Source organism: Gemmatimonadaceae bacterium, assembly GCA_019637445.1.
Taxonomy (GTDB): Bacteria; Gemmatimonadota; Gemmatimonadetes; order Gemmatimonadales; family Gemmatimonadaceae; genus Pseudogemmatithrix.
In genome coordinates, this window is the sequence record JAHBVS010000005.1 from 1 (window position 1) to 18,803 (window position 18,803).

Sequence of the window (18,803 nt, forward strand, 5' to 3'; positions counted from 1 at the left end):
CACAGAGACACAGAGAGTCCGGCGCACCGAGCCCTCTGTGTCTCCGTGCCTCTGTGGCATCGGTTTTCAGCGAGATAGACCGCGCATCAGGGACGTGGAAACCCTATGTGTTATCCCCAATACAACAATACATAATACTTATTATAGGTAGTATTAGCGAAATGGCGCGGTGTCGGCTCGGCGTCCAGATTCCGCGTCAGCAAGGCGCCAGTTGCTGCCCCGATGCGCAAAGAAATGAGGCCCGCCGATCAAGTCGGCAGGCCTCATCTGTTCATGCGGGACGTGAGACGACTAGCCCTTAACGCTTATCTCACCGAGTCTTAGCTTTGCCTCAGACGCATACGGTGAGTCCTCGCGATCCGCGATAGTCTCGTACAGCGCCCGGCCGGCCGCCACATTGCCCGCCTGCACGTGATGGCGAGCAGCCTCCATCCGGTACTGCTGCGCGTCGATGCTCAGGTCGGCCGCAGCAGCGGCGGCCTCGTAGTCCGCGGCCGCTGCCGCGTCCTCGCCCTTGCTAGCCTTTCCGGCGCCGCGAAGCGCCAGCAACGCAGCCCGCTGGGGGGCTGCGGCCTTGGCCAGCGCCGTCTCAACGAGCGCCAGGCCCTCGTCCACCTTGCCGTCCGCGTAGTACAGCTGGGCTGAGAGGTGGGCGGCCTGGGTACCGGCCGTAGTCCCGGCATACCGGTTCACCACCCGGTTGAGCTCTTCCTGGGCCCGCGCCTGGTCGCTACCGCCGTACAGCGCCTCCGCCTGGGCCAGCGCGTCGTAGCCACGCGCCTCGCGGATCTCGGCGGACCGCTTGGCGAAGTAGAAGCCACCTGCCCCGATGGCGATGACCACTGCCGCGATGGTCAGGGGCTTCTGGTACTTCTTCAGGGTGTAGCCAATGTCTTCGGCTTCCAGTTGCTCCAGGGCCCCGGGGCCCGTCGATCGGGTCTTCGTCATTCAGTGGCTCAAGTGTCGTGTGTGGCACCGCCCGACGGGGCGGCTGCGCAAGCAATCTAATCTAGCAGTGCCCCCGGGCGGACTCGAACCGCCGACCTGCGGTTTAGGAAACCGTCGCTCTATCCACCTGAGCTACGGGGGCCTCACCGAAACTTAACCCTACGACCTGAACGATTCGGCGCCTCCAAACGTAAGTCTCGCAGCAAGTTCGCCTAGCTCCCTACCCTCGAAAATCCGCAGTTCCGGCCATGCGCCTCTCCTATACGTTCCTCCGCGCCGCAGTCGTTGCGGCGCTCGTAGTTTCGACACTCGGCCTCAACGCCTGCAAGACCGAATCTGCAGAGGCCAACGGCAATGCTGCGGCGCCCGGCGGCAATCGCCCCGGTGGAAGTCAGGGCGGCAACCAAGGCGGCGGTCGCGGTGGCTTCGGCGGCGGCGGCAATCAGATCAGCCCGGTCGAGATCACCACGGTCGAGCGCGTGAGCATTGCGCGCACCAGTCTTGTCGCCGGCCAGCTCGCGCCGCTGCGCGTCGTCGGCGTGACATCGATTGTCGCCGGGCCGTTGCTGCGCGTGCCTGTCGAGGAAGGCTCGGTGGTCCGCCAGGGCCAGGTGCTCGCCGAACTCGACGCCCGCGAGCTCGAGGCACAGCTGACGGCCGCCGAGAAGAATCTGGCGTTCGCCACCAGCACGGCCGCGCGTTCGGCCGAGTTGCACAAGCGCGGTGTCGTCACCGTCGCGGAGTATGAGCGCGACCAGGCAGCGCTCGGCGCCGCCGAGGCGTCGGTGGCGCAGCTTCGCACGCGCTACGGCTTCACGAAGATCGCCTCGCCCATCGATGGCGTGGTGATGCAGCGTTTCGTTCAGGCCGGCGACGTCGTAGGCGGCAACAGCCGGATGTTCACGGTGGCCGATGTGAGCACGCTGGTCGTGCAGCTGCCGGTCTCCGAGCTTGAGGTGCCGTACCTCCGCGAGGGCTCCAACGTGGACGTGAAGGTGGACGCGCTCGGCCAGACGGTGCCGGGCCGCATCCGTCGCATCTTCCCTGCGGCTGACTCGGTGAGTCGGCTGGTTCCCGTTGAGGTGGCGATTGGCGGTGCGACCGCGCGCCAGCTGCGCCCGGGGTACACGGTGCGCGTGACGCTCAATCTGAATGAGCGCCCCAACGCGCTGGTGGTGCCGACGCGCGCCGTCGTCGGTGCGGCGGGCTCGCAGTCTGTGTATGTGATTCGTGACGGGCGCGCCGAGCGTCGGCGCGTGCGCGTGGGGCCCGATACCGACGGCCGCACGGAAGTCTTCGAGGGACTCGCCGCCGGCGACACCGTGATCACGACGGGTAATGCCCTGCTCCGCGACGGCGCGCAGGTGCGCATCGTGGAGCCGCTGGCGCCTGAGGGTCCGGGTGCCGCGCAGCCGGTGAGTGTGCCGCCTGCCGGAGCCCGTCCATGAGCATTCATCACAAGCGGGGCATCTCCAGCTGGAGCATCAGCCGGCCGGTCGGGACGCTGATGCTGACGAGCACGCTGCTCGTGCTCGGCGTGGTCTACATCGGCCGCCTGCCCGTGGACCTGCTCCCGCGCATCGTGTATCCGCAGGTGCGCGTGAACGTCGGCAACCCGGGCGTCGAGCCCGTGGTGCTCGAGGAGACGGTCGCCAAGCCGCTCGAGGCGGCGCTGGCCACGGTCGAGAACCTGCAGCGCCTGCAGACCAACGTGAACGAAGGAAGCGTGAGCATCGAGCTCAACTTCTCGTACGGCACGAACGTCGATATCGCCCTGCAGAACGCTGCGACCAATGTGGAGCGTGTGCGTTCGCGCCTGCCCGTGGAGGCCTCGGCGCCGGTCATCAGCAAGAGCGATCCCTCGCAGATGCAGATCTTCCAGGTGGCGTTCTCGTCGTCTGAGCGTGACCTGGTTTCGTTGCGGCAATGGATTGACCAGCGCCTGAGGCCGCAGCTCCTGGCCGTGGAAGGCGTGGCGTCGGTGGATATCTCTGGCGGTCTCGTCCGTGAGATCCAGGTGGAGCTCGATCCTGAGCGCCTGCGTTCGTTTGGGCTGTCGGTCGGCGATGTGTTGAGCACGCTGAGCGGCGAGAACCAGAACATCGCCGGCGGGCGTGTGATCGCACCGGACCGCGAGATTGTCTCGCGCACGACGGGGCGCTTCCGTTCGCTCGAGGAGATCCGCGGCCTGCTGCTCACCGGTGCCGGCGCCACGCGTGTGCCGATCACTGAGGTGGCCGCCGTGCGCGACACCTCGCAGGACCAGCGCTTCTGGGCGCGATTGAACGGCACGCCCGCCGTGCGCATCGGCATCCAGAAGCAGCCCGAGGCCAACACGGTCGAGGTCGTGGATCAGGTGCGCGCGCAGATGGACCGGCTGCAGTCGTCCAACTTCGTCCCGCGTGACATCCGCTACCAGGTCACCTTCGACCAGTCGGGCTTCATCCGCGACGCGCTGAACTCGGTGCGCAACTCCGCGCTGATGGGTGCCTTCCTGGCGTCGCTGGTCGTGCTGCTCTTCCTGCGCAGCCTTCGCAAGACGTTCATCATCGGCGTGTCGATCCCGCTGGCCATCATGGCCACCTTCGTGATGATGGGCTTCGCCGGCCTGACGCTGAACATCATGTCGCTGGGCGGTCTCGCGCTGGGCACGGGCCTGCTGCTCGACAACGCGATCGTGATGCTGGAGAACATCTACCGACGGCGTGAGGTGGACGGCCTGGACCCCGAGGAGGGCGCGCACGTGGGCGCCGCCGAGGTGACCTCGGCCGTGGTGGCGTCGACGACGACGAACCTCGCGTCGGTGGCGCCGTTCCTGCTCATCGTCGGCCTCGCGGCGCTGATCTTCCGCGAACTGATCCTGACGATTTCGTTCGCGATCCTGGCCTCGCTGCCCTTGGCGCTGACCTTGGTGCCGATGCTGGCCGCGCAGCTGGGCAAGATCCGCTTCAAGAGCGGGTTGGAGGACTCGCGTCCGCTGCTGGCGTTCGACGACTGGTTCGGCCGCATGACCGAGAAGTACGCGCGCGGTGCCTCGTGGACCGTGAAGCACAAGTTCGCCGTGCTGGGCTCCGTGTTGGTCGTGGCGGGCCTGCTATTCTCGCGTGTGCCGGGCATCCCCAACGAGTTCCTGCCGCAGGTGGATGACGGCTCGGTGGGCGCCTTCGTGCGCCTCGCGCCTGGCTCGACGCCGTACCAGACGGACCGCATCACGCGTGAGATCGAGGGGATGGTGCAGCGGATGCCGCACGTGGAGGCCGTCTTCGCCACCGCTGGCGGATTCCTCTTCGGTGGCTCGTCGGCCGCGAATGCCGGCCGCGGCTCGTTGGACATTCTGCTCTCGCCGGTGAGCGAGCGGAAGATGACCGCCGACCAGTGGGTGCGCACCCTGCAGGACTCGATCAACAAGCGCGGCTTCGCCGGCGCGCGCGTGGGTGTGCGCCCGCCGCGCATCCGCGGCCTGCGAACTTCGTCCACCGGCGAGGCCGTCTCGGTCGCGGTGCTGGGTGACGAGATTGCCACGCTGCAGGAGATCGCGCTGGCGGTGTCGCGTCGCGTGCAGGGCGTGCCCGGATTGGAGAACTTCCAGAACCCGCAGGATGAAGGCTCTCCCCTGCTCTCGATCGAGTTGGACCGCGAGCGTTCACGCGCCCTTGGGTTGAACGTGCAGCAGGTGGGCGCGGCAGTGCGCACGGCGCTCGACGGCACCATCGCGACGCGCTACGCCGAAGGCAACTTCGAGTACGACGTGCGCGTGTTCTTCCCGCGTGGGCGCTTCCAGAGCACCACGGACCTGATGGACGTGCCGATCGTGGCGACGCGGAACGCGCCGCCGATCCGCCTGGGCGATGTGGCGAAGGTGCAGACCGTGCTGGGCCCCAACGGAATCACGCGTGTCAACCAGAGTCGCCAGATCCAGATCAACGGCGACGTGATCACCGAGGTGGCCACCGTGGGCGCCGTGACGGACTCGATCCGCGCGCGACTCGCCGACCTCGAGATGCCCGATGGCTACGGCATCATCATCGGCGGCGAACAGGAAGCGATCGACGAGAGCAACCGTCAGCTCGCGCTGGTCATCGCGCTGGCGATCTTCCTCGTGTTCGTGGTGCTGGCCGTGCAGTACGAGAGCTTCATCAATCCTGTGGTGATCCTGATCTCGATCCCGCTGGCGATGATGGGCGTCGTGGCGATCCTGCTGGTCTCGGGCACGCCGTTCTCCGCACCGGTCACGCTGGGCATGATCATGTTGGCGGGCATCGTGGTGAACAACTCGATCCTCCTGGTGGAGTTCGCCGAGGGGTTCTATGAGACGCCGGGCATCACGCGGGCGCAGGCCATCGTGGCGGCGGGCGCAGCGCGCCTGCGGCCGATCATGATGACGACGATCACCTCGCTGGTGGGCACGTTGCCGCTGGCGCTGGGCCTCGGCGAGGGCGGCGAGTTGATGCGGCCGCTCGCAATCGCCGTGGTGGGTGGCCTGTCCGTGTCGACGATCCTCACGCTGTTCGTGGTGCCCTGCACCTACCTGATCATCCACGGCCTGGGCGATCGCGTCCGCTCGTTCGCGATCGGGGAGCGCGCGCGGCCCGTACCAGCAGAGCCCGCACCGCAGCAGCCAGCAGCGACGTAAAGCGCGCGCTGCGCTGCGCCGCGGGGAGACTGATCTCCTCGCGGCACTGGGTCAGGATCACGCGAACGGCTAGCAGATGGTCGGCGCCAGCTGCGTCGCCGGGGAGCGTTGCGGCGTCGAGGAGCGTTGCGGCGCGGCTGCGGAAGGTGTCGAGGCGCGCTGCCAGGCTCGCCGGCAACTGGTCGCGTCTGGTATCCGACAGCAGCGCGATCGCGACGCCCGGCCGCGCGGCCATCGCGCCGTACACGCACTTCACAAGCAAGCCTACCTCAAGGCCGCTGGTGTACTTCCGCCCCGCGGTTTCCCGCGCTCCGACAGTTCCCGGTGCCGCCGTAGACCCGGGACGCAGTCTGCACAGCCGCAGCTCCAAGTCCTGCAGAAAGCGATCCCCGGCCGCCCAGAGCAGGTCCTGTTTCGAAGGGAATCGCTGGTAGACGGTCCCGACCGGCACCTGCGCCTCGCGCGCAATCGCGGCGACGCTGAGGTCAGCGAACGATTGCTCGCGCAGCAGGCGCGTGGTGGCAAGTATGAGCTGGCCGCGCGCAGAGACGCTGCGCGCCTGGCACAAGGAACGGCTGTACGGCGGGGGCAGGACCTATGCTCCAATTTCGAGATTCGAAGAACATGAATCCCGATTCATGTTTCGCGAACATCGAAAATGTGCAGGTGTGAGCCTCACGGTCTGCGTCGGTCCAAGACTTCGCGGCGAGGTTTGGCACGGCGACGGCCGCAAGCCTTCGCCTCGGCAGCTATGGACGTCGCGTCGGGCTCTTTGGTGTCGGCTGCGGCGCTGGGGGCGGCGGTGTTGCCGGCGGCGGCGGCGGAGGGCTGGTAGTGGTCGTACTCGGACGCGTGCTCGGAGGCGCCGTGCGCTCGCGCGGGACGGCCCTCAGGGAGTCGCGGCCCGGTGTGAAGCTCGTACCGACGCTTGGGCGCTGGCCGCCCATCGTGGTGCGACGACGCTGCTGCGCGGTGGCCCCGGCGCCATCCTCGAACTCGACACCAAGCACACTGGGCGCGGCCGCGTACAACGCGTTGAGCTGATCCGCGTGTGCGACGAACATCGGCGAGGCGCAGCGCACCGAGGCGCCGACGGCCAGGTGATCAGAGGGCAGCACCATGGGTGGCAGCGGGAATCCGGCAACCGCGCCCCCTGCGGGAAGGAGCACGAGCCCGCAGATCTCCGCGCTCCCATCGCCACTTTGCGCGTCGAGGTTGGTCCGGTGCGCGCGTCCGGCCTCGACGAGTCGCGCGATGGCCCTCGTGTACTCAATGGCGGCGGCGCCATCGGTGATGGCCTGCACGCGCGCGCCAGCTGGCGAGAAGTACACGTCGTAAGCAAAGGGCTCCGAGAGCGCATAGAGGAGCATCGACAGCCGCGCCGGCCATCCGTCGGCCTCCAGCGAATCGCGCTGGCGCGCCGAGATGATCAGGCCCTCGCTGCTGCTGGCAATCATCGCGGCGGCCCAGAGTTCGGTCACGGTGGGGTTCGCCGCGCTGCCGACATCCACCACGTCCGCCAGCGACAGCGTCTTCAGGGCCAGCGCCTCGCGGTGCAGGTTGAAGCGCGCGCCCACCGGCTGCAGTGCGTCGCGCAGGCGCCGTGGCATCTCGCGCGGATCCAGCGGCGAGAGCTGCAGCAGGCCGGCACTCGGCCGCGTGGGATCGTCCACGCCGAACACATACACGAGCCTACCAGTCTCGCTGACGGAAAACAGCGCGGAGCTGCGCGAGGTGGCTCCGGACTCGCCGCAGCGAACACTGCCGAGCAGGTATACGCGAAGGCCGCCATTCGAGAAGCGGGCGGTTTCCGTCCCGGCGCAGCTCTCGGTGGTGAACGGCCGCTGGGTGCCGTCGGCGCGGACGCGGGAACTGCTGACCTCGAGCCCGTTGCTGAGCGTGATGAGATCGGCGCTGAACGGATCGCCGTCGGTGGGGATGACGCAGAGGGTCGTGCCCTGCCCGCCCGCAGCGGGGTCGCTCCAGCAGCCGGCGAAGCTGTACCAGGGACGCAGGTCGCCCCACTGCGCGTCGATGACGCCGGGCATGGCGAGCCCGAGAATCAACGCGCCAAGGCGAAGCCGCGAGCGACCTGGCATCCGCAACCTGAGGGTCTAGGGCTTCCGCGGCTGCGCCGTGCGCTTGCCTCCCGACGAGCTGCTGCCGGAGGAACTGGACCCCGAGGCGCCCGACCGCGAGGTGCCGGAGCTCGACGCCGGCCGTGATTCCGTCGCCGGGCTACGCGGGCGTGACGATGCCGCGTCCCCGCCCCGCGGCTGCGCCGACCCGCGTGGCGTCGTGCCCGATGCAGGCACGTAGCCGCGTCCCTTCTCCATCCGTCCGCCGCGGTCGTAGCGCGGCGTCACAGTCACGGTCACCGGCTGGTTTGCGTAGCCGTAGCCCCAGGTGCCGTAGCGCATCGAGCGGCCCCAGAGGTAACCGCCCCAGAACGCGTGGGAGTCCAGGCAGTTGACCGGATTGATCATCAGACCGGTCACCGGCGAATAGAACGGCATCCCGTAGAGCGGCCAGGCACGGCGCACGTCCCAGAGCAGCCGGTCGCAGGCGCCACCGCTCCAGGCGGTCGCCGTGCGCGATCCGTACGCGGCATTCGACGCCTCCGCTACGGCGGCCGCGCTGCGTCGCATCTCCGCCATCACGTCCGCGTTGCTCACGGCGCTCGCACCCTCCGCCGCCAAGGACACTTGGAAGTGCTCGCGATTCCCCAGCGCCACCACCATATCAATTGTAGAGGCCGGGATTCCCGCCGCCTGCAAGCGCTCCAACTCGCGACGCTTCGCGACCAACGCATACTCGGTCGGAACGATCGCGGCAGCCAGCCAGGTCTCCACCGCAACAGGCTCGAGCCTCTGCGACATCTCAATCACGTCTGCCGAACTCGGCACACGGCTCGCGTGCTTGCGCGCGGCGAGCGCCGCGGTTTCGAACGGCGCCAACGCCGATCGCAGCGGCTCAGTAAGGTCATCGAGCGCGAGCCGCGAGGATCGCAGGCTCCGCACGGCGGTCCGGTTCCCGGTGCGCACGGCCTGCACCTCGATCCAATCACCGCTGGGACCGAGCGCCATCACGGTGCGAGTGTTCCGGAGCACGCCATCGCCGCAGTCGAAGCTGCCTTCGACATACACGCGTCGGCCGTCGTCCGACGGACGCCCCACTTCACGGCCCGTGCAGCCGGTCTCCTCGATCGGCATCTCGCGGCCGTCGGCAAAGAGGCTGGCGCGGCGCTCCATCTGGCCATCCTTGAGCGTCACCAGCTCCACGGCCGCGGCATCCCCGGCCACGGGCAGCACGCAGGTCACCGCGGGCAGCGCCGTGCTGCCCTGCTCCGTCTCGCCCACCCAGCATCCATATAGGAAGGCCCAGGGTGCCGTCGAGGAATCCTGCGCCGCCAGCGCGCGTGGCGCGCCAATCGCGAGGGTCGCGCCGAGCGCCAATGCCGCGCCAAGCGCCGATGTCGTGCCAAGCGCCGATGTCGCGCCGAGGGAGATCGCAAGTCGCATCCGCATTGTCAGTCTCCCGGGTTCAGAATCGAATGGCGAGGCCGACCGCAGTGGTCAGGCCCGAGAGGTCAATGCGATCAAAGCCCGCGAAGTCGCGCCCCAAGCTGCCCCGCGCATAGGTGTAGCGAAGGTCGCCAACAAGCTGCATCTCCGGGATGATGCTCCACGCCGCGCCCGCCGAGGCCTGGCCGAACATCGCCACGCCCTCGGCCTTGAACTCATCGCGGAAGACGTCGAGTGTGCCGGGATCGATGAAATCGCCGTACTGCACGAAGCGATACCGCATCCCGCCCACGGAGGCGCCGACGTACGGCAGGAGTCGTGTCGGGATCCAGGCGCGTGAGCCGATCATGCGGCCGCGGTCACGCAGGTAGTAGCGGGCCCCGATGCCGATCGGTGTGCGGGAGAATCGCGTGGTCTGCTCGATGTCGCGGCCGTCCTGGTCTACCCAATCGCGGAATGCGCTGCGGCGCCGCACGCTGTTGCCGGCGACTGAGAACACGATGTCCGTGCGTCCGTTCAGCGTGATGGCGACGTCCACGCCGCGGTCCGAACCAGCAAAGTCCTGGCGGCCCAGCGTGAGCTCGTCAAAGGACTGCGCGAAGATGTCCGACGAGGCACTCGCCTGCGCAAAGCCACCGAACAGCGTGATTGTCGCTGCCGGTGGCTTGAAGAGGTATCCGCGCTCAAGGGCCGACTGTGCGTCGGCCGCCGTGGGGAAACTGGCGATGCTTGCGATCGCCAGCAACGCGAGCGGTGGGAGTGCACGCACGGGACCTCCGGAGGTATGCACTACGATATGCGAAATACCTCATAAGCGCCAGAAACGTTCCTGAGGACCTTCATTAAAAGCCTAGGGCGCCGCATACCCACCCCCACCCGCTAGAACTTGATGCTGAGGCCGATGGTGTGGGCCATGCGGTCCCGACTGAACGTTTCGAAGCTCGCCTGGGTCAGGTCGTCGTAGTCCGACGCGTTCTTGTCGTACTCGGGATCGTCGGAGACCCAGTAGAAGCTGTAGCCGTAGCGCAGGGAGAGGCGGCGGGTGCCCTTGAGAAAGTGGACCTCGAAAGACGCGGTCGGAGTGAGGCCGTCGAAGATCACCACGGAGCCACGATCGTTGAAGGCGCCGCCGGTTCCGACGCCGGAAACGTCGAAGGTGACGAAGCGGGCGTTGAAGGTGTTCAGCGTGAGCGCGGGCGAGATGACGACGTTGTCAGAGAGGCGCTTCATCAAGCCCGCGCTGAGGTCGAGCATGCGCCAGCCGAGCACGGTGTTGCGCTCATCGAGGCCGTCAACCGTCCGCGACCCCGCGCCGACACCCAACGTCAGGCCGACCATCCCCAGCGTGGGAATCATCTTGCGCGACCAGTAGTCGGAGAGATCGCCGCGCCGGAAGGCCAGCACCTCCGTGTTCGCCTCCACGTAGCCGCTCGGATGCAGGTCCACGTGATAATTGCGCAGCACGGGATTCGACAGCATCACCAAGTCGTTCCGGAAGTCCGGTGTGCCAAGCGCGAGCAGGTGGCGGTCGACGCCGAAGTTGCGCTCGTAGGAAGACAACGTGAGGCTGAACTCCTTGCCCGGCTCCATGGCCACCGTGCGCAGCTCGAGCGGATCCGGGCTGCGGTACAGGCGGCGCAGCGTGAGGGTCTGCTGTCCAGGCCGGAGGTACACGAACTGCTCGTTAAGGCTCAGGTTCACGCGCCGCATCGGGTCCTCGAGCTGCTCACAGTCGAAGTGTCGCAGCGCAGGCCGGCTGGGCAACAGCGCCTTGACCAGTGAGTCGAGCTCCTGCTGGACGTCCACGACGCCCGTCACGCCGACGAGCCGCACGCTGTTTGCGCTCTGGCCACGAACAGCAGCCCGGTTCAGGATCTGTTGCCGCGTGAAGAGCGTTCCGTTGGGTTGGCTGCGCACCGTCAACTTGGCGTAGCGCCGACCCATTGACTCGGTGGCCGCGCGGAGCTGCGTGGTGACATTGCCCAAGGCCGACTGATAGGCGCTGACGCTCTGTGCCTCGGCAACCACCTCAAGCACGGACGGACTGCGTCCACCAATCGCTGAGTACTCGTTGCCGATTGACCGCGCGGCCGACCCCGAGCAGAGGAACTTGGCGTTGTCCAACAGTACGGGCGTGAGATCCTCGGCCACGGCGGCGCGCTGCGCCGCCGGCATCGCGGTGCTGCGCACAAGGCTCAGCGACGACGCCCCGAGCTCGGGATATGAGTTGATTGCGCCCGCATTGGCACGTCGGAAGTCGTCGAGCCCGCCCGTGTACGCCTTCGTGAGGTCGCCGTCGTAGGCCTCCTCGGCGTCCACGAAGATCTCGTCGACCTCTTCGTACAGCTTCGTGATCGTTGCGAGCTTGGCACGCTGGGCCTCGCGGAGGCGCGTGGTGGCCTGCTGGATTCCGGTGACCACCGGCGTCGGCAGACCCGGGTGACGGCGAATCACCTCGTGCAGGCGCTGCTCCTCGCGCTGCAGGTCGGCGATGTCGTCGCGCAGGAGACGTTCGGTGCTCGCCGCGACGCGCGCGATGCGACCTGCCTCGGCGTTGATGGCGCGGATCTTGGCTTGGCGCTCGCGCGCCTCGAGCACGGCGGCAATCTCGCGGCCGAGCTTCTCGCCTGCGGCCTGATACGAGGCCTGCTTCTGCCGCCAGTTGCGCTCGTTGCGCGCGATGTCAGCAGTGAACTGGTCGTTCCACTGCTTGGTCTGGGCATCGTACTGGGCCTGCCAGCGCTGGGTGGCGGCCGCGTCGTAGGTGGGGCGCGCAACTGCGGGCGCGGCGGGAGCGGAGGGCGCCGAACGCGAAGCTGCAGCCGAGCCGGAAGCGGCGGATGCCGAGCCCGCAGCCGCGCCGGAAGCGGCGCTGCCTGCCGATCGAGCGCCTGTCCCCGAGGTCGCCCCTGCACTTCCCGCGGTAGTCGCCGAGGCCGAAGCACCGGACTGCTGTTGCTGCTGTTGCTGCTGTTGCGCCAGCCGCTGCAACTCGAGACCGACGCGATTGTCAATCGACTGTAGGTTCGTCGTCGTCGCGCGCACCCACTCGATGCTCTCCACGCGGACCTTCAGCGAATCGCCCTGCACCTTCAGTGGCACCTTGTTCGTGTTCCAGCGCGAGAACAACTGTAGCCAGGCACTCTCGCCGAACGTGATGGTCTGCGTGCGCGTGGAGCGTCCCTGTTCGATCGAGAACGCGTCCGTCTGCACGCGCTTCTCGCCCGTGATGGGATTCGTGGCCGAGACCGTGATGCGGACCTCGGCGCGCGTGATGGGGCGCAGGTTGAACTCCGAGACCTGACGGAAGACCTCGCCGCCCGACCCGTTGGGCGCGACGACCGTCAGCGTGGAGTCCAACCTGAAGTCGTGCGCGAAGCGCACTTCCTGCAGGCCCCAGCTGGTACCGCCGAAGAATGTGGCGACGTCCGCGAAGCCGCCTTCGAACTTCGAGATGTGCTTGCAGCCGCTGCAGCGGCCGGCAGTTCCTGGTGGGATCAGCGCGATCAGCATCTGGCCGACGACACCGCCGACCTGGCCGTCCGTTCGCTGGATGCTGTTCACCCAGCCCTGCGCGTGGATGGTGGCGCTCGGGAGGACGCCGAGCAGGAGCACGACAAGGGCCGCAGCGAGGGGACGCATCAAGGGGGCGGGTCGTTGGCCGTCCACTGCTCCGCGCAACCCAAGTGCACGCGGTGGTGGACGCCCGATTGATGAGGGTGCCGACGCGCTGCGCCGACGGGGCTTCACTTGTGGGCGGAAAGTCTACGTGTGAGGGAATCCCCCGCCAACGGGGTCGTAACTTTGTGATGCCTCGCGAGCGAGGGCGGCGTTGGCGCGACTCCGCGCTGGGCCGTACATTCGCGCAGTGTCGACCCCACTTGAGCGCCTGAAGGACGCCTTCGCCGGTCAGTACGAGATCACCTCGGAGGTCGGCTCCGGTGGCATGGCGACGGTCTACCTCGCCCGAGATCTCAAGCACGATCGCCAGGTGGCCATCAAGGTCCTGCGGCCGGAGCTCGCCGCGGCACTCGGCCCCGACCGCTTCCCGCGCGAGATTCGCATCGTCGCGCAGCTGTCACACCCGCACGTGCTGCCCTTGCACGACTCCGGCGAGGTGGCGGGTTTCCTCTACTATGTGATGCCGTACGTGGACGGCGAGTCGCTGCGCGCCAAGGTCGAGCGCGAGGGACAGCTGCCCGTGCACGACGCCGTGCGCATCCTCCGGGAGGTCGCCGACGCGCTGGCCTACGCGCACGAGCACGGCGTGATGCATCGCGACATCAAGCCCGACAACGTGATGCTCTCGGGCCGCCACGCGCTGGTGATGGATTTCGGCGTGGCCAAGGCCGTGAGCAAGGCGGCCGGCGACAAGCTCACCACGGTGGGCGTGGCCGTGGGCACGCCGACGTATATGTCCCCGGAGCAAGCGACGGGCGAGGAGCACATCGACCATCGCTCCGACATCTACTCGCTCGGCGTGCTGGGCTACGAGCTGCTCGCTGGCGAACCGCCTTTCCAGGGCAAGTCCGCGCAGGTCATCCTCTCGGCGCACGTGCTGGAGAAGCCGAAGTCCGTCTCGGAGATCCGCAAGGCCGTGTCGCCGGTGTTGGCCGATTTGATTGCGCGCTGCATGGAGAAGAATCCGGCAGACCGGCCACAGACCGCCGAGGAAGTGCTGCTGGAGCTGGAGGCGTTGGCGACGCCGAGTGGTGGCGTGACGCCGACGACGACGCGGCCGATGCGCGCGACCAAGGCCAAGGCGCCCGCGGCTGGCACGCGGATGCGGAATGCACTCGTAGGCGTGGCGATCGCGTTGGCGCTCGTGCTTGGCGGCTTTGGGGCCTGGGCCACGCTCGGCAATGCTGCGCCGGGCCCAGAGCGACTGGCCGTGCTCCCGCTCACGGACGTCTCCGGTCAGGACGGCGAGGTCGTGACGGTGCTTGTGAACCAACTCGGCGTGGCGCTCGGGCAGGTCAGCGGCGTCACGGTCGCCCCGCCGTCCGCCGTGAATCCCTACAAGACGGCGCCCAAGCCGCTCGATGAGATGGCGCGCGACTTGAACGTCGGCGCGTTCCTCGAGGGGAATGTGTTTCGCTCGGGCCAGCGGCTGCGGGTGACGCTGCAGCTGACCAATCCGCACTCGATCGGCCAGTTCTGGGCCGGGAGCTATGACATCGATCTCACCGCCGACGTGCTGGAGGCGGTGGACAAGGTCATCCCCGACATCGTGAACGGCATTCGCACGCGTCTACAGACACCGACCACTTAATCCCCCCCTCGATGTCTCGACTTCGTCTTGTAGTCCTGCCCTTCCTCGCGCTCGCCGGCTGTTCGCGTGGCGACGCCAACGGCGTGCCGGAGCAGATGACCGTGCTGCGCACGGAGATGGGATCCGTGCTCACGCCGGCGCTTTCCCCTGATGGCTCCCGACTCGCCTGGTCGCAGCCGGTGGGTGGCCAGGCGCGCATCTTCGTTGGCGCGGCGGACGGCAGCAATCCCGTCATGCTAACGCAGGGGACCTGGGATATTGATCCGTACTGGTCCCCGGACGGCCAGTGGATCGCCTTCTTTGGCGAATCGCCGGGCTTCGATGTGTGGGTGGTGCCGGCGGCGGGCGGCGAGCCGCGGCAGCTGACCTCGGGGCCTGCCAACGACGGACCAATCGGTTGGCTGCCGGACAACAGTGGCGTGGTCTTCATCCGCGCTGGCGAGGGCAGCACCCGCACGATGGTTGCGCCGCTCGATGGCGGACCGTTGCGAGAACTGGTGGCGGGGCGTAACGCCGACGCGAGCCAGTGGGCCATGCTCTCGCCGGACGGTACGCGGGTGGCGATGCTCCTGCAGCACGGCAGTGTCTCGACGGTCTGGGTCGCCAACGCCGATGGCAGCAACGCGCGGCAGCTGACCACCGACGGACTTGAGGCACTGGGAGGGGCCGATCGCACGTGGTCGCCCGATGGGCGCTTCATTGCCTTTCACTCCCGCCGCACGGGGACCACGGACATCTGGACGGCAAACGTCGAGACGGGCGAGCTCCGGCAAGTGACGACGGATATCCGCAACGATATGGAGCATTCGTGGTCGCCGGACGGCCGCTGGATTGCCTACGTATCGGACCGCGGCGGCCAGTTCGATCTCTGGATCTCTCCGGCCAGCGGTGGCGAAGCGCTGCGTGTAACGCACGATGCCGAGTTGGAGACGGATATCGGCTGGACGCCCGACGGACAGGCGCTGTACTACTCCCGCCTCGTGACGGATGCGCAGGTCGCCGTCACGACTCCGGGTGGCGCGCCGCAGGTGCTGGTCGAGTGGCCGGGCCGTCAGATCCAAGACCGGGTCGCTCTCTCGCCCGACGAGCGCACGGCGCTCTTCACCGGCGACCGCAGCGGCAACTTGGACATCTGGTCCGTGCCCGTGGCCGGAGGCGAGCCGGCGCCGTTCGCGGCCAGCCCGTTGGATGATCGCAGCCCGACCTATTCTCCTGACGGCCGCCAGGTTGCGTTCGAGTCGAACCGCGCCGGCAACTGGGACGTCTATGTGGTGGGGTCGGCCGGCGGAGAGCCGCGGCGGATCGCCGACTGGGCGAGCAACGAGTACGACGCCTCGTGGTCGCCCGACGGATCGCAGATCGCGTTTTGGTCCAGCCACGAGACGCCGCAGCTTGAACTCTGGGTGGTCGCGGCCGCCGGGGGCGCGCCGCGGCGCCTGACGACCATGGGCCGGACCGTGATGGGCGTGCCGCAGTGGAGTCCGGATGGCAAGAGCATCTACGTGCTCAGTTCCAGCAGCGAAGGCGCCGGACTGTTCCGCGTGCCGGTCGCCGGCGGTCGGCCACAGCGCCTGGAGACCTCCACGGTGGCGAGGCCTTGGGCGGCAGCGCTGTCGCCGGACGGCCGCTGGTACGGCTACTCGGCAATCGAACGTGGCTGGGCATTCGTGGAGATCGTGCCGACCGCCGGCGGTGCGCGTCGGCGCATCGCGACGCGAAATGACCGTGTCTGGAACACGCGCGGCGTCTGGGCGCGCGATGGCAGCGCGATCTTGATCTCGGAGTGGCAGTTCGATGACGACGGCACGGAGAACATGATTGAGTTCACGCTCGGCGAGCCCGTCACCTCACGCGAGTTGACGGCGCGCCCGAACAGCTTTGAGATTGCCGGCGCGACCCTGAAGGATGGGCGCACGATCTACACGGCTCTCGGCTTGAAGGCGGACGTGGCGCGGGTGTCGGTGGGCGCGTTGCTGGCAACGCGCTCCTCACCGTGATGCGCGGCTCCCTGCTCCGGCGCCGTCAGCTGCTTGGCGCCGGCCTGCTCGCCGCGTCTGCAGCGTTCGGCTGCGCGCGCGGCAACGACCCCGACGCAGTCGCCGCGGAGATCACCCGCCTCGCCGACTCCGTCTACGCCACGATGCTCGAGCTGAACCCCGAGTTCGGCACGCAGTCTGGCATCGCCGGCGCGACGCACGATGGCATCGCGAGCAATGCGCCCGAGGTGCTGCGCGCCAACGAGGCGCGCTGGGACCTGCTGCGCGAGGCCGTCCACGGCGTGACGCCTGATGCCGTGATGGGGCGCCCGGAGTGGGCGCTCTACGCCGTGATGCGCAACCAGCTGGACGCCGAGCTGGCGATGCGCGTGTGCCGCGAGGAGCTGTGGACCGTGGCGTCGTATGTGAACGGCTGGCAGGCGCGGTTCACGGACCTGGCGCTGATCCAGCCCGTGGGCAGCGACTCGCTGCGCGCGCAGGCGTTGGCGCGTGCGCGCGCCATTCCACTGTGGTTGGACCAAGAGGTGCTGAACCTGCGCGAAGGCCTGCGCCTCGGCTATTCGTCGCCCAAGGTGATCGTGCGCAACGTGCTGCGGCAGCTGGATGATCTCATCGCCACGCCCACGCGGCAGTCGCCGTTCTTCAGTCCCGCGCAGCGGGACAGCGACGCTGCGTTCGGCAACGAGCTCGCGACCATCATCGCCGATGGCATCGTGCCGGCGATGCGGCGTTACCGCACGTTCCTCGAGCGCGAGTACCTGCCGGCTGCGCGCGAGGCGATCGGAGTGAGCAACAATCCGGACGGCGCGGCCTGCTATGCGGCGACCATTCGCAGCTTTGCGACCGTGGAGATGCCGGCAGACAGTGTCCACGAGATGGGCCTGCGGCAGATGGCGCTGATCGAAGGCGAGATGCGCGAGATCGCCGCGCGCAGCTTCAATGGCGAGGCCTTGGAGACGTTGTTGCCGAAGCTGCAGACGGATCGCCGCTACACCTACCGCACGTCGCAGGAGGTCATCGACACCTCCCAGGCCGTGATCGGCCGCGCGAAGGCCGTGATGGGCGAATGGTTCGGCCGCCTGCCCAAGGCCGACATGATCATCCAGCCCTATCCCGAGTTCCGCCAGCGCGCGGGTGCGCCGGGTCAGTACCAGCCGGCGCCGGAGGACGGCTCGCGCCCGGCCATCTTCCTGATCAATCCGTCCAACCCCACGCGGCGTCCGCGCGCCGACACGGAGACAACGGCGCTGCACGAGGGCATTCCGGGCCACCATCTTCAGGTGGCGATCGCCAACGAGCTCGAGGGCGTGCATCCGCTGGTGAAGTACTCGTGGTCCTCGGGCTTCGGCGAAGGCTGGGCGCTCTACGCCGAGCAGCTTGGCGACGAGATGGGTGTGTACTCCGGCGACCTCGCGCGCCTCGGCACGCTGGGCTCCCAGGCCTTCCGGGCGGCGCGCATGGTTGTGGACGCGGGCATGCACATGAAGGGCTGGACGCGTGAGCGGGCGCGGGCCTACCTCGCGTCGCGGACGTTCCTTACCGAGCACGAGTTGGACGGCGAGATCGACCGCTACATCTCGTGGCCCGGCCAGGCGCCATCGTACATGATCGGACGGACGGAGATCCTGCGGCTGCGCGAGGATGCACGGACGCGCATGGGTGAGCGCTTTGATATCCGCCAGTTCCACGATCGTGTGCTGGAGAACGGGACGGTGCCGCTCTGGGCCTTGGGAGAGGTGGTGTCGGGCTGGGCGAAGTAGCCTTGGCGCGCGCCACCCACGCGCGTTAGGGCGCGCTGCTGTTCCAGATGTTCGCGCGGATCTTGAACGCGCCGTCCTCGCGGGCCCAGACGTTCAGGTACTTGCCGCGCTCGACCGTGCTGTCGGAGCCGTAGACCACCTCGTAGTTGCCCTGGTCCACCACTAGATCCTCGCCGCCGTAGCAGCTGGTCTGCGACTCCGTGAATGCGTGGATGCCAGCGGCGAGGTAGTCCACCGTAAGCTGGTGCAACGCCTCCGGCCCCACAGTTGGCGGCGCGCCCGGTGGGAACGACTGCGCGTCGCGCGTGAACATCGCGTCGATGGTCGGGACATCGCCTCGCACGTGCGCGCGGGTGAACACCGCGTTGGCGCTGTCGATTGCGGCGCAGGTGGCCGCGAGGTCAAAGGAAGCGCGGCGTGCGTCTCCGCAGGCAATCGCCGCGCCGACGCCAACTGCGATGAGCGCGAACCTGGCGACAGAACGGATGGCTGCTGGGGCCTTCATCGGATGGTCAGACGGTTGGACGGTTGGACGGTTGGACGGTCGGATGGCCGGACGAACCGGCGGTCCGACGGGCGGACGGGCGGACGGGCGGACGAGAAGAAACGATGTCGAGCGAAATTGTAGTCTCGTAGTCAGTGTGCAAAAGAGCGGGCTGGCGAGCCGAT

The 18,803-nt window shown here is 68.0% G+C and carries 12 protein-coding genes and 1 tRNA gene; 5 read left to right on the plus strand and 8 right to left on the minus strand.

Annotation, left to right across the window (positions count from 1 at the left end; genetic code table 11):
- Positions 1–291: 291 nt before the first annotated feature.
- Entirely contained in the window at positions 292–948 is a 657-nt protein-coding gene (locus KF709_14800) for a hypothetical protein (protein MBX3175674.1), read from the minus strand.
- Between the two features lie 68 nt (positions 949–1,016).
- Positions 1,017–1,090: transfer RNA gene (locus KF709_14805), tRNA-Arg, on the minus strand.
- Positions 1,091–1,196: 106 nt separating this feature from the next.
- On the opposite strand from KF709_14805, the gene KF709_14810 reads away from it, so the two are divergent.
- Both KF709_14810 and KF709_14815 read left to right on the plus strand, forming a co-directional pair.
- Positions 1,197–2,396, plus strand: a complete 1,200-nt coding sequence (locus KF709_14810) for an efflux RND transporter periplasmic adaptor subunit (GenBank protein ID MBX3175675.1) — start codon at positions 1,197–1,199, stop codon at positions 2,394–2,396.
- Positions 2,393–5,581: an efflux RND transporter permease subunit gene (locus KF709_14815; GenBank protein MBX3175676.1), complete on the plus strand. Its 3,189-nt coding sequence runs from the start codon at positions 2,393–2,395 to the stop codon at positions 5,579–5,581. The genes KF709_14810 and KF709_14815 overlap by 4 nt, the downstream gene beginning before the upstream one ends.
- Here KF709_14815 and KF709_14820 read toward each other — a convergent pair.
- From KF709_14820 to KF709_14840, 5 genes are all read right to left on the minus strand, one after another.
- Positions 5,481–6,149: a TetR/AcrR family transcriptional regulator gene (locus KF709_14820; GenBank protein MBX3175677.1), complete on the minus strand. Its 669-nt coding sequence runs from the start codon at positions 6,147–6,149 to the stop codon at positions 5,481–5,483. The two genes, KF709_14815 and KF709_14820, sit on opposite strands and share 101 nt — an antisense overlap.
- Before the next feature lie 181 nt (positions 6,150–6,330).
- The gene (locus tag KF709_14825; GenBank protein ID MBX3175678.1) at positions 6,331–7,680 is read right to left on the minus strand and encodes a hypothetical protein; all 1,350 of its coding nucleotides are present in this window, start codon (positions 7,678–7,680) and stop codon (positions 6,331–6,333) included.
- A 15-nt stretch (positions 7,681–7,695) separates the two neighbouring features.
- A complete protein-coding gene (locus tag KF709_14830) occupies positions 7,696–9,108 on the minus strand; it encodes a hypothetical protein (GenBank protein ID MBX3175679.1) in 1,413 nt (470 codons plus the stop codon).
- A gap of 16 nt (positions 9,109–9,124) precedes the next feature.
- The gene (locus tag KF709_14835; GenBank protein MBX3175680.1) at positions 9,125–9,874 is read right to left on the minus strand and encodes a hypothetical protein; all 750 of its coding nucleotides are present in this window, start codon (positions 9,872–9,874) and stop codon (positions 9,125–9,127) included.
- Positions 9,875–9,984: 110 nt separating this feature from the next.
- A complete protein-coding gene (locus KF709_14840) occupies positions 9,985–12,747 on the minus strand; it encodes a hypothetical protein (protein ID MBX3175681.1) in 2,763 nt (920 codons plus the stop codon).
- 226 nt (positions 12,748–12,973) lie between these two features.
- Here KF709_14840 and KF709_14845 point away from each other — a divergent pair, with 226 nt between their 5' ends.
- The 3 genes from KF709_14845 to KF709_14855 are packed head-to-tail and all read left to right on the plus strand — an operon-like array spanning position 12,974 to position 18,134.
- Positions 12,974–14,377 carry a protein kinase gene (locus KF709_14845; protein ID MBX3175682.1) on the plus strand — a complete coding sequence of 468 codons (1,404 nt, stop codon included), beginning with the start codon at positions 12,974–12,976 and terminating at the stop codon, positions 14,375–14,377.
- Positions 14,378–14,388: 11 nt separating this feature from the next.
- On the plus strand, positions 14,389–16,374 hold the full coding sequence (locus KF709_14850) for a PD40 domain-containing protein (GenBank protein ID MBX3175683.1): 1,986 nt from the start codon (positions 14,389–14,391) through the stop codon (positions 16,372–16,374).
- Positions 16,374–18,134 (plus strand): DUF885 domain-containing protein, encoded by a 1,761-nt coding sequence (locus KF709_14855; GenBank protein MBX3175684.1) that lies wholly within the window; start codon positions 16,374–16,376, stop codon positions 18,132–18,134. The genes KF709_14850 and KF709_14855 overlap by 1 nt, the downstream gene beginning before the upstream one ends.
- Positions 18,135–18,159: 25 nt before the next feature.
- Here KF709_14855 and KF709_14860 read toward each other — a convergent pair whose 3' ends face one another.
- Complete coding sequence (locus KF709_14860) at positions 18,160–18,639, minus strand: nuclear transport factor 2 family protein (protein ID MBX3175685.1); 480 nt, start codon at positions 18,637–18,639, stop codon at positions 18,160–18,162.
- Positions 18,640–18,803: the final 164 nt, after the last annotated feature.

Bases quoted from the DNA above. Each gene is read 5' to 3' on its own strand.
- KF709_14800 (MBX3175674.1), bottom strand. From the start codon at position 948: ATGACGAAGACCCGATCGACGGGCCCCGGGGCCCTGGAGCAACTGGAA.
- KF709_14810 (MBX3175675.1), top strand. From the start codon at position 1,197: ATGCGCCTCTCCTATACGTTCCTCCGCGCCGCAGTCGTTGCGGCGCTC.
- KF709_14815 (MBX3175676.1), top strand. From the start codon at position 2,393: ATGAGCATTCATCACAAGCGGGGCATCTCCAGCTGGAGCATCAGCCGG.
- KF709_14825 (MBX3175678.1), bottom strand. From the start codon at position 7,680: ATGCCAGGTCGCTCGCGGCTTCGCCTTGGCGCGTTGATTCTCGGGCTC.
- KF709_14830 (MBX3175679.1), bottom strand. From the start codon at position 9,108: ATGCGGATGCGACTTGCGATCTCCCTCGGCGCGACATCGGCGCTTGGC.
- KF709_14840 (MBX3175681.1), bottom strand. From the start codon at position 12,747: ATGCGTCCCCTCGCTGCGGCCCTTGTCGTGCTCCTGCTCGGCGTCCTC.
- KF709_14850 (MBX3175683.1), top strand. From the start codon at position 14,389: ATGTCTCGACTTCGTCTTGTAGTCCTGCCCTTCCTCGCGCTCGCCGGC.
- KF709_14855 (MBX3175684.1), top strand. From the start codon at position 16,374: ATGCGCGGCTCCCTGCTCCGGCGCCGTCAGCTGCTTGGCGCCGGCCTG.
- KF709_14860 (MBX3175685.1), bottom strand. From the start codon at position 18,639: ATGAAGGCCCCAGCAGCCATCCGTTCTGTCGCCAGGTTCGCGCTCATC.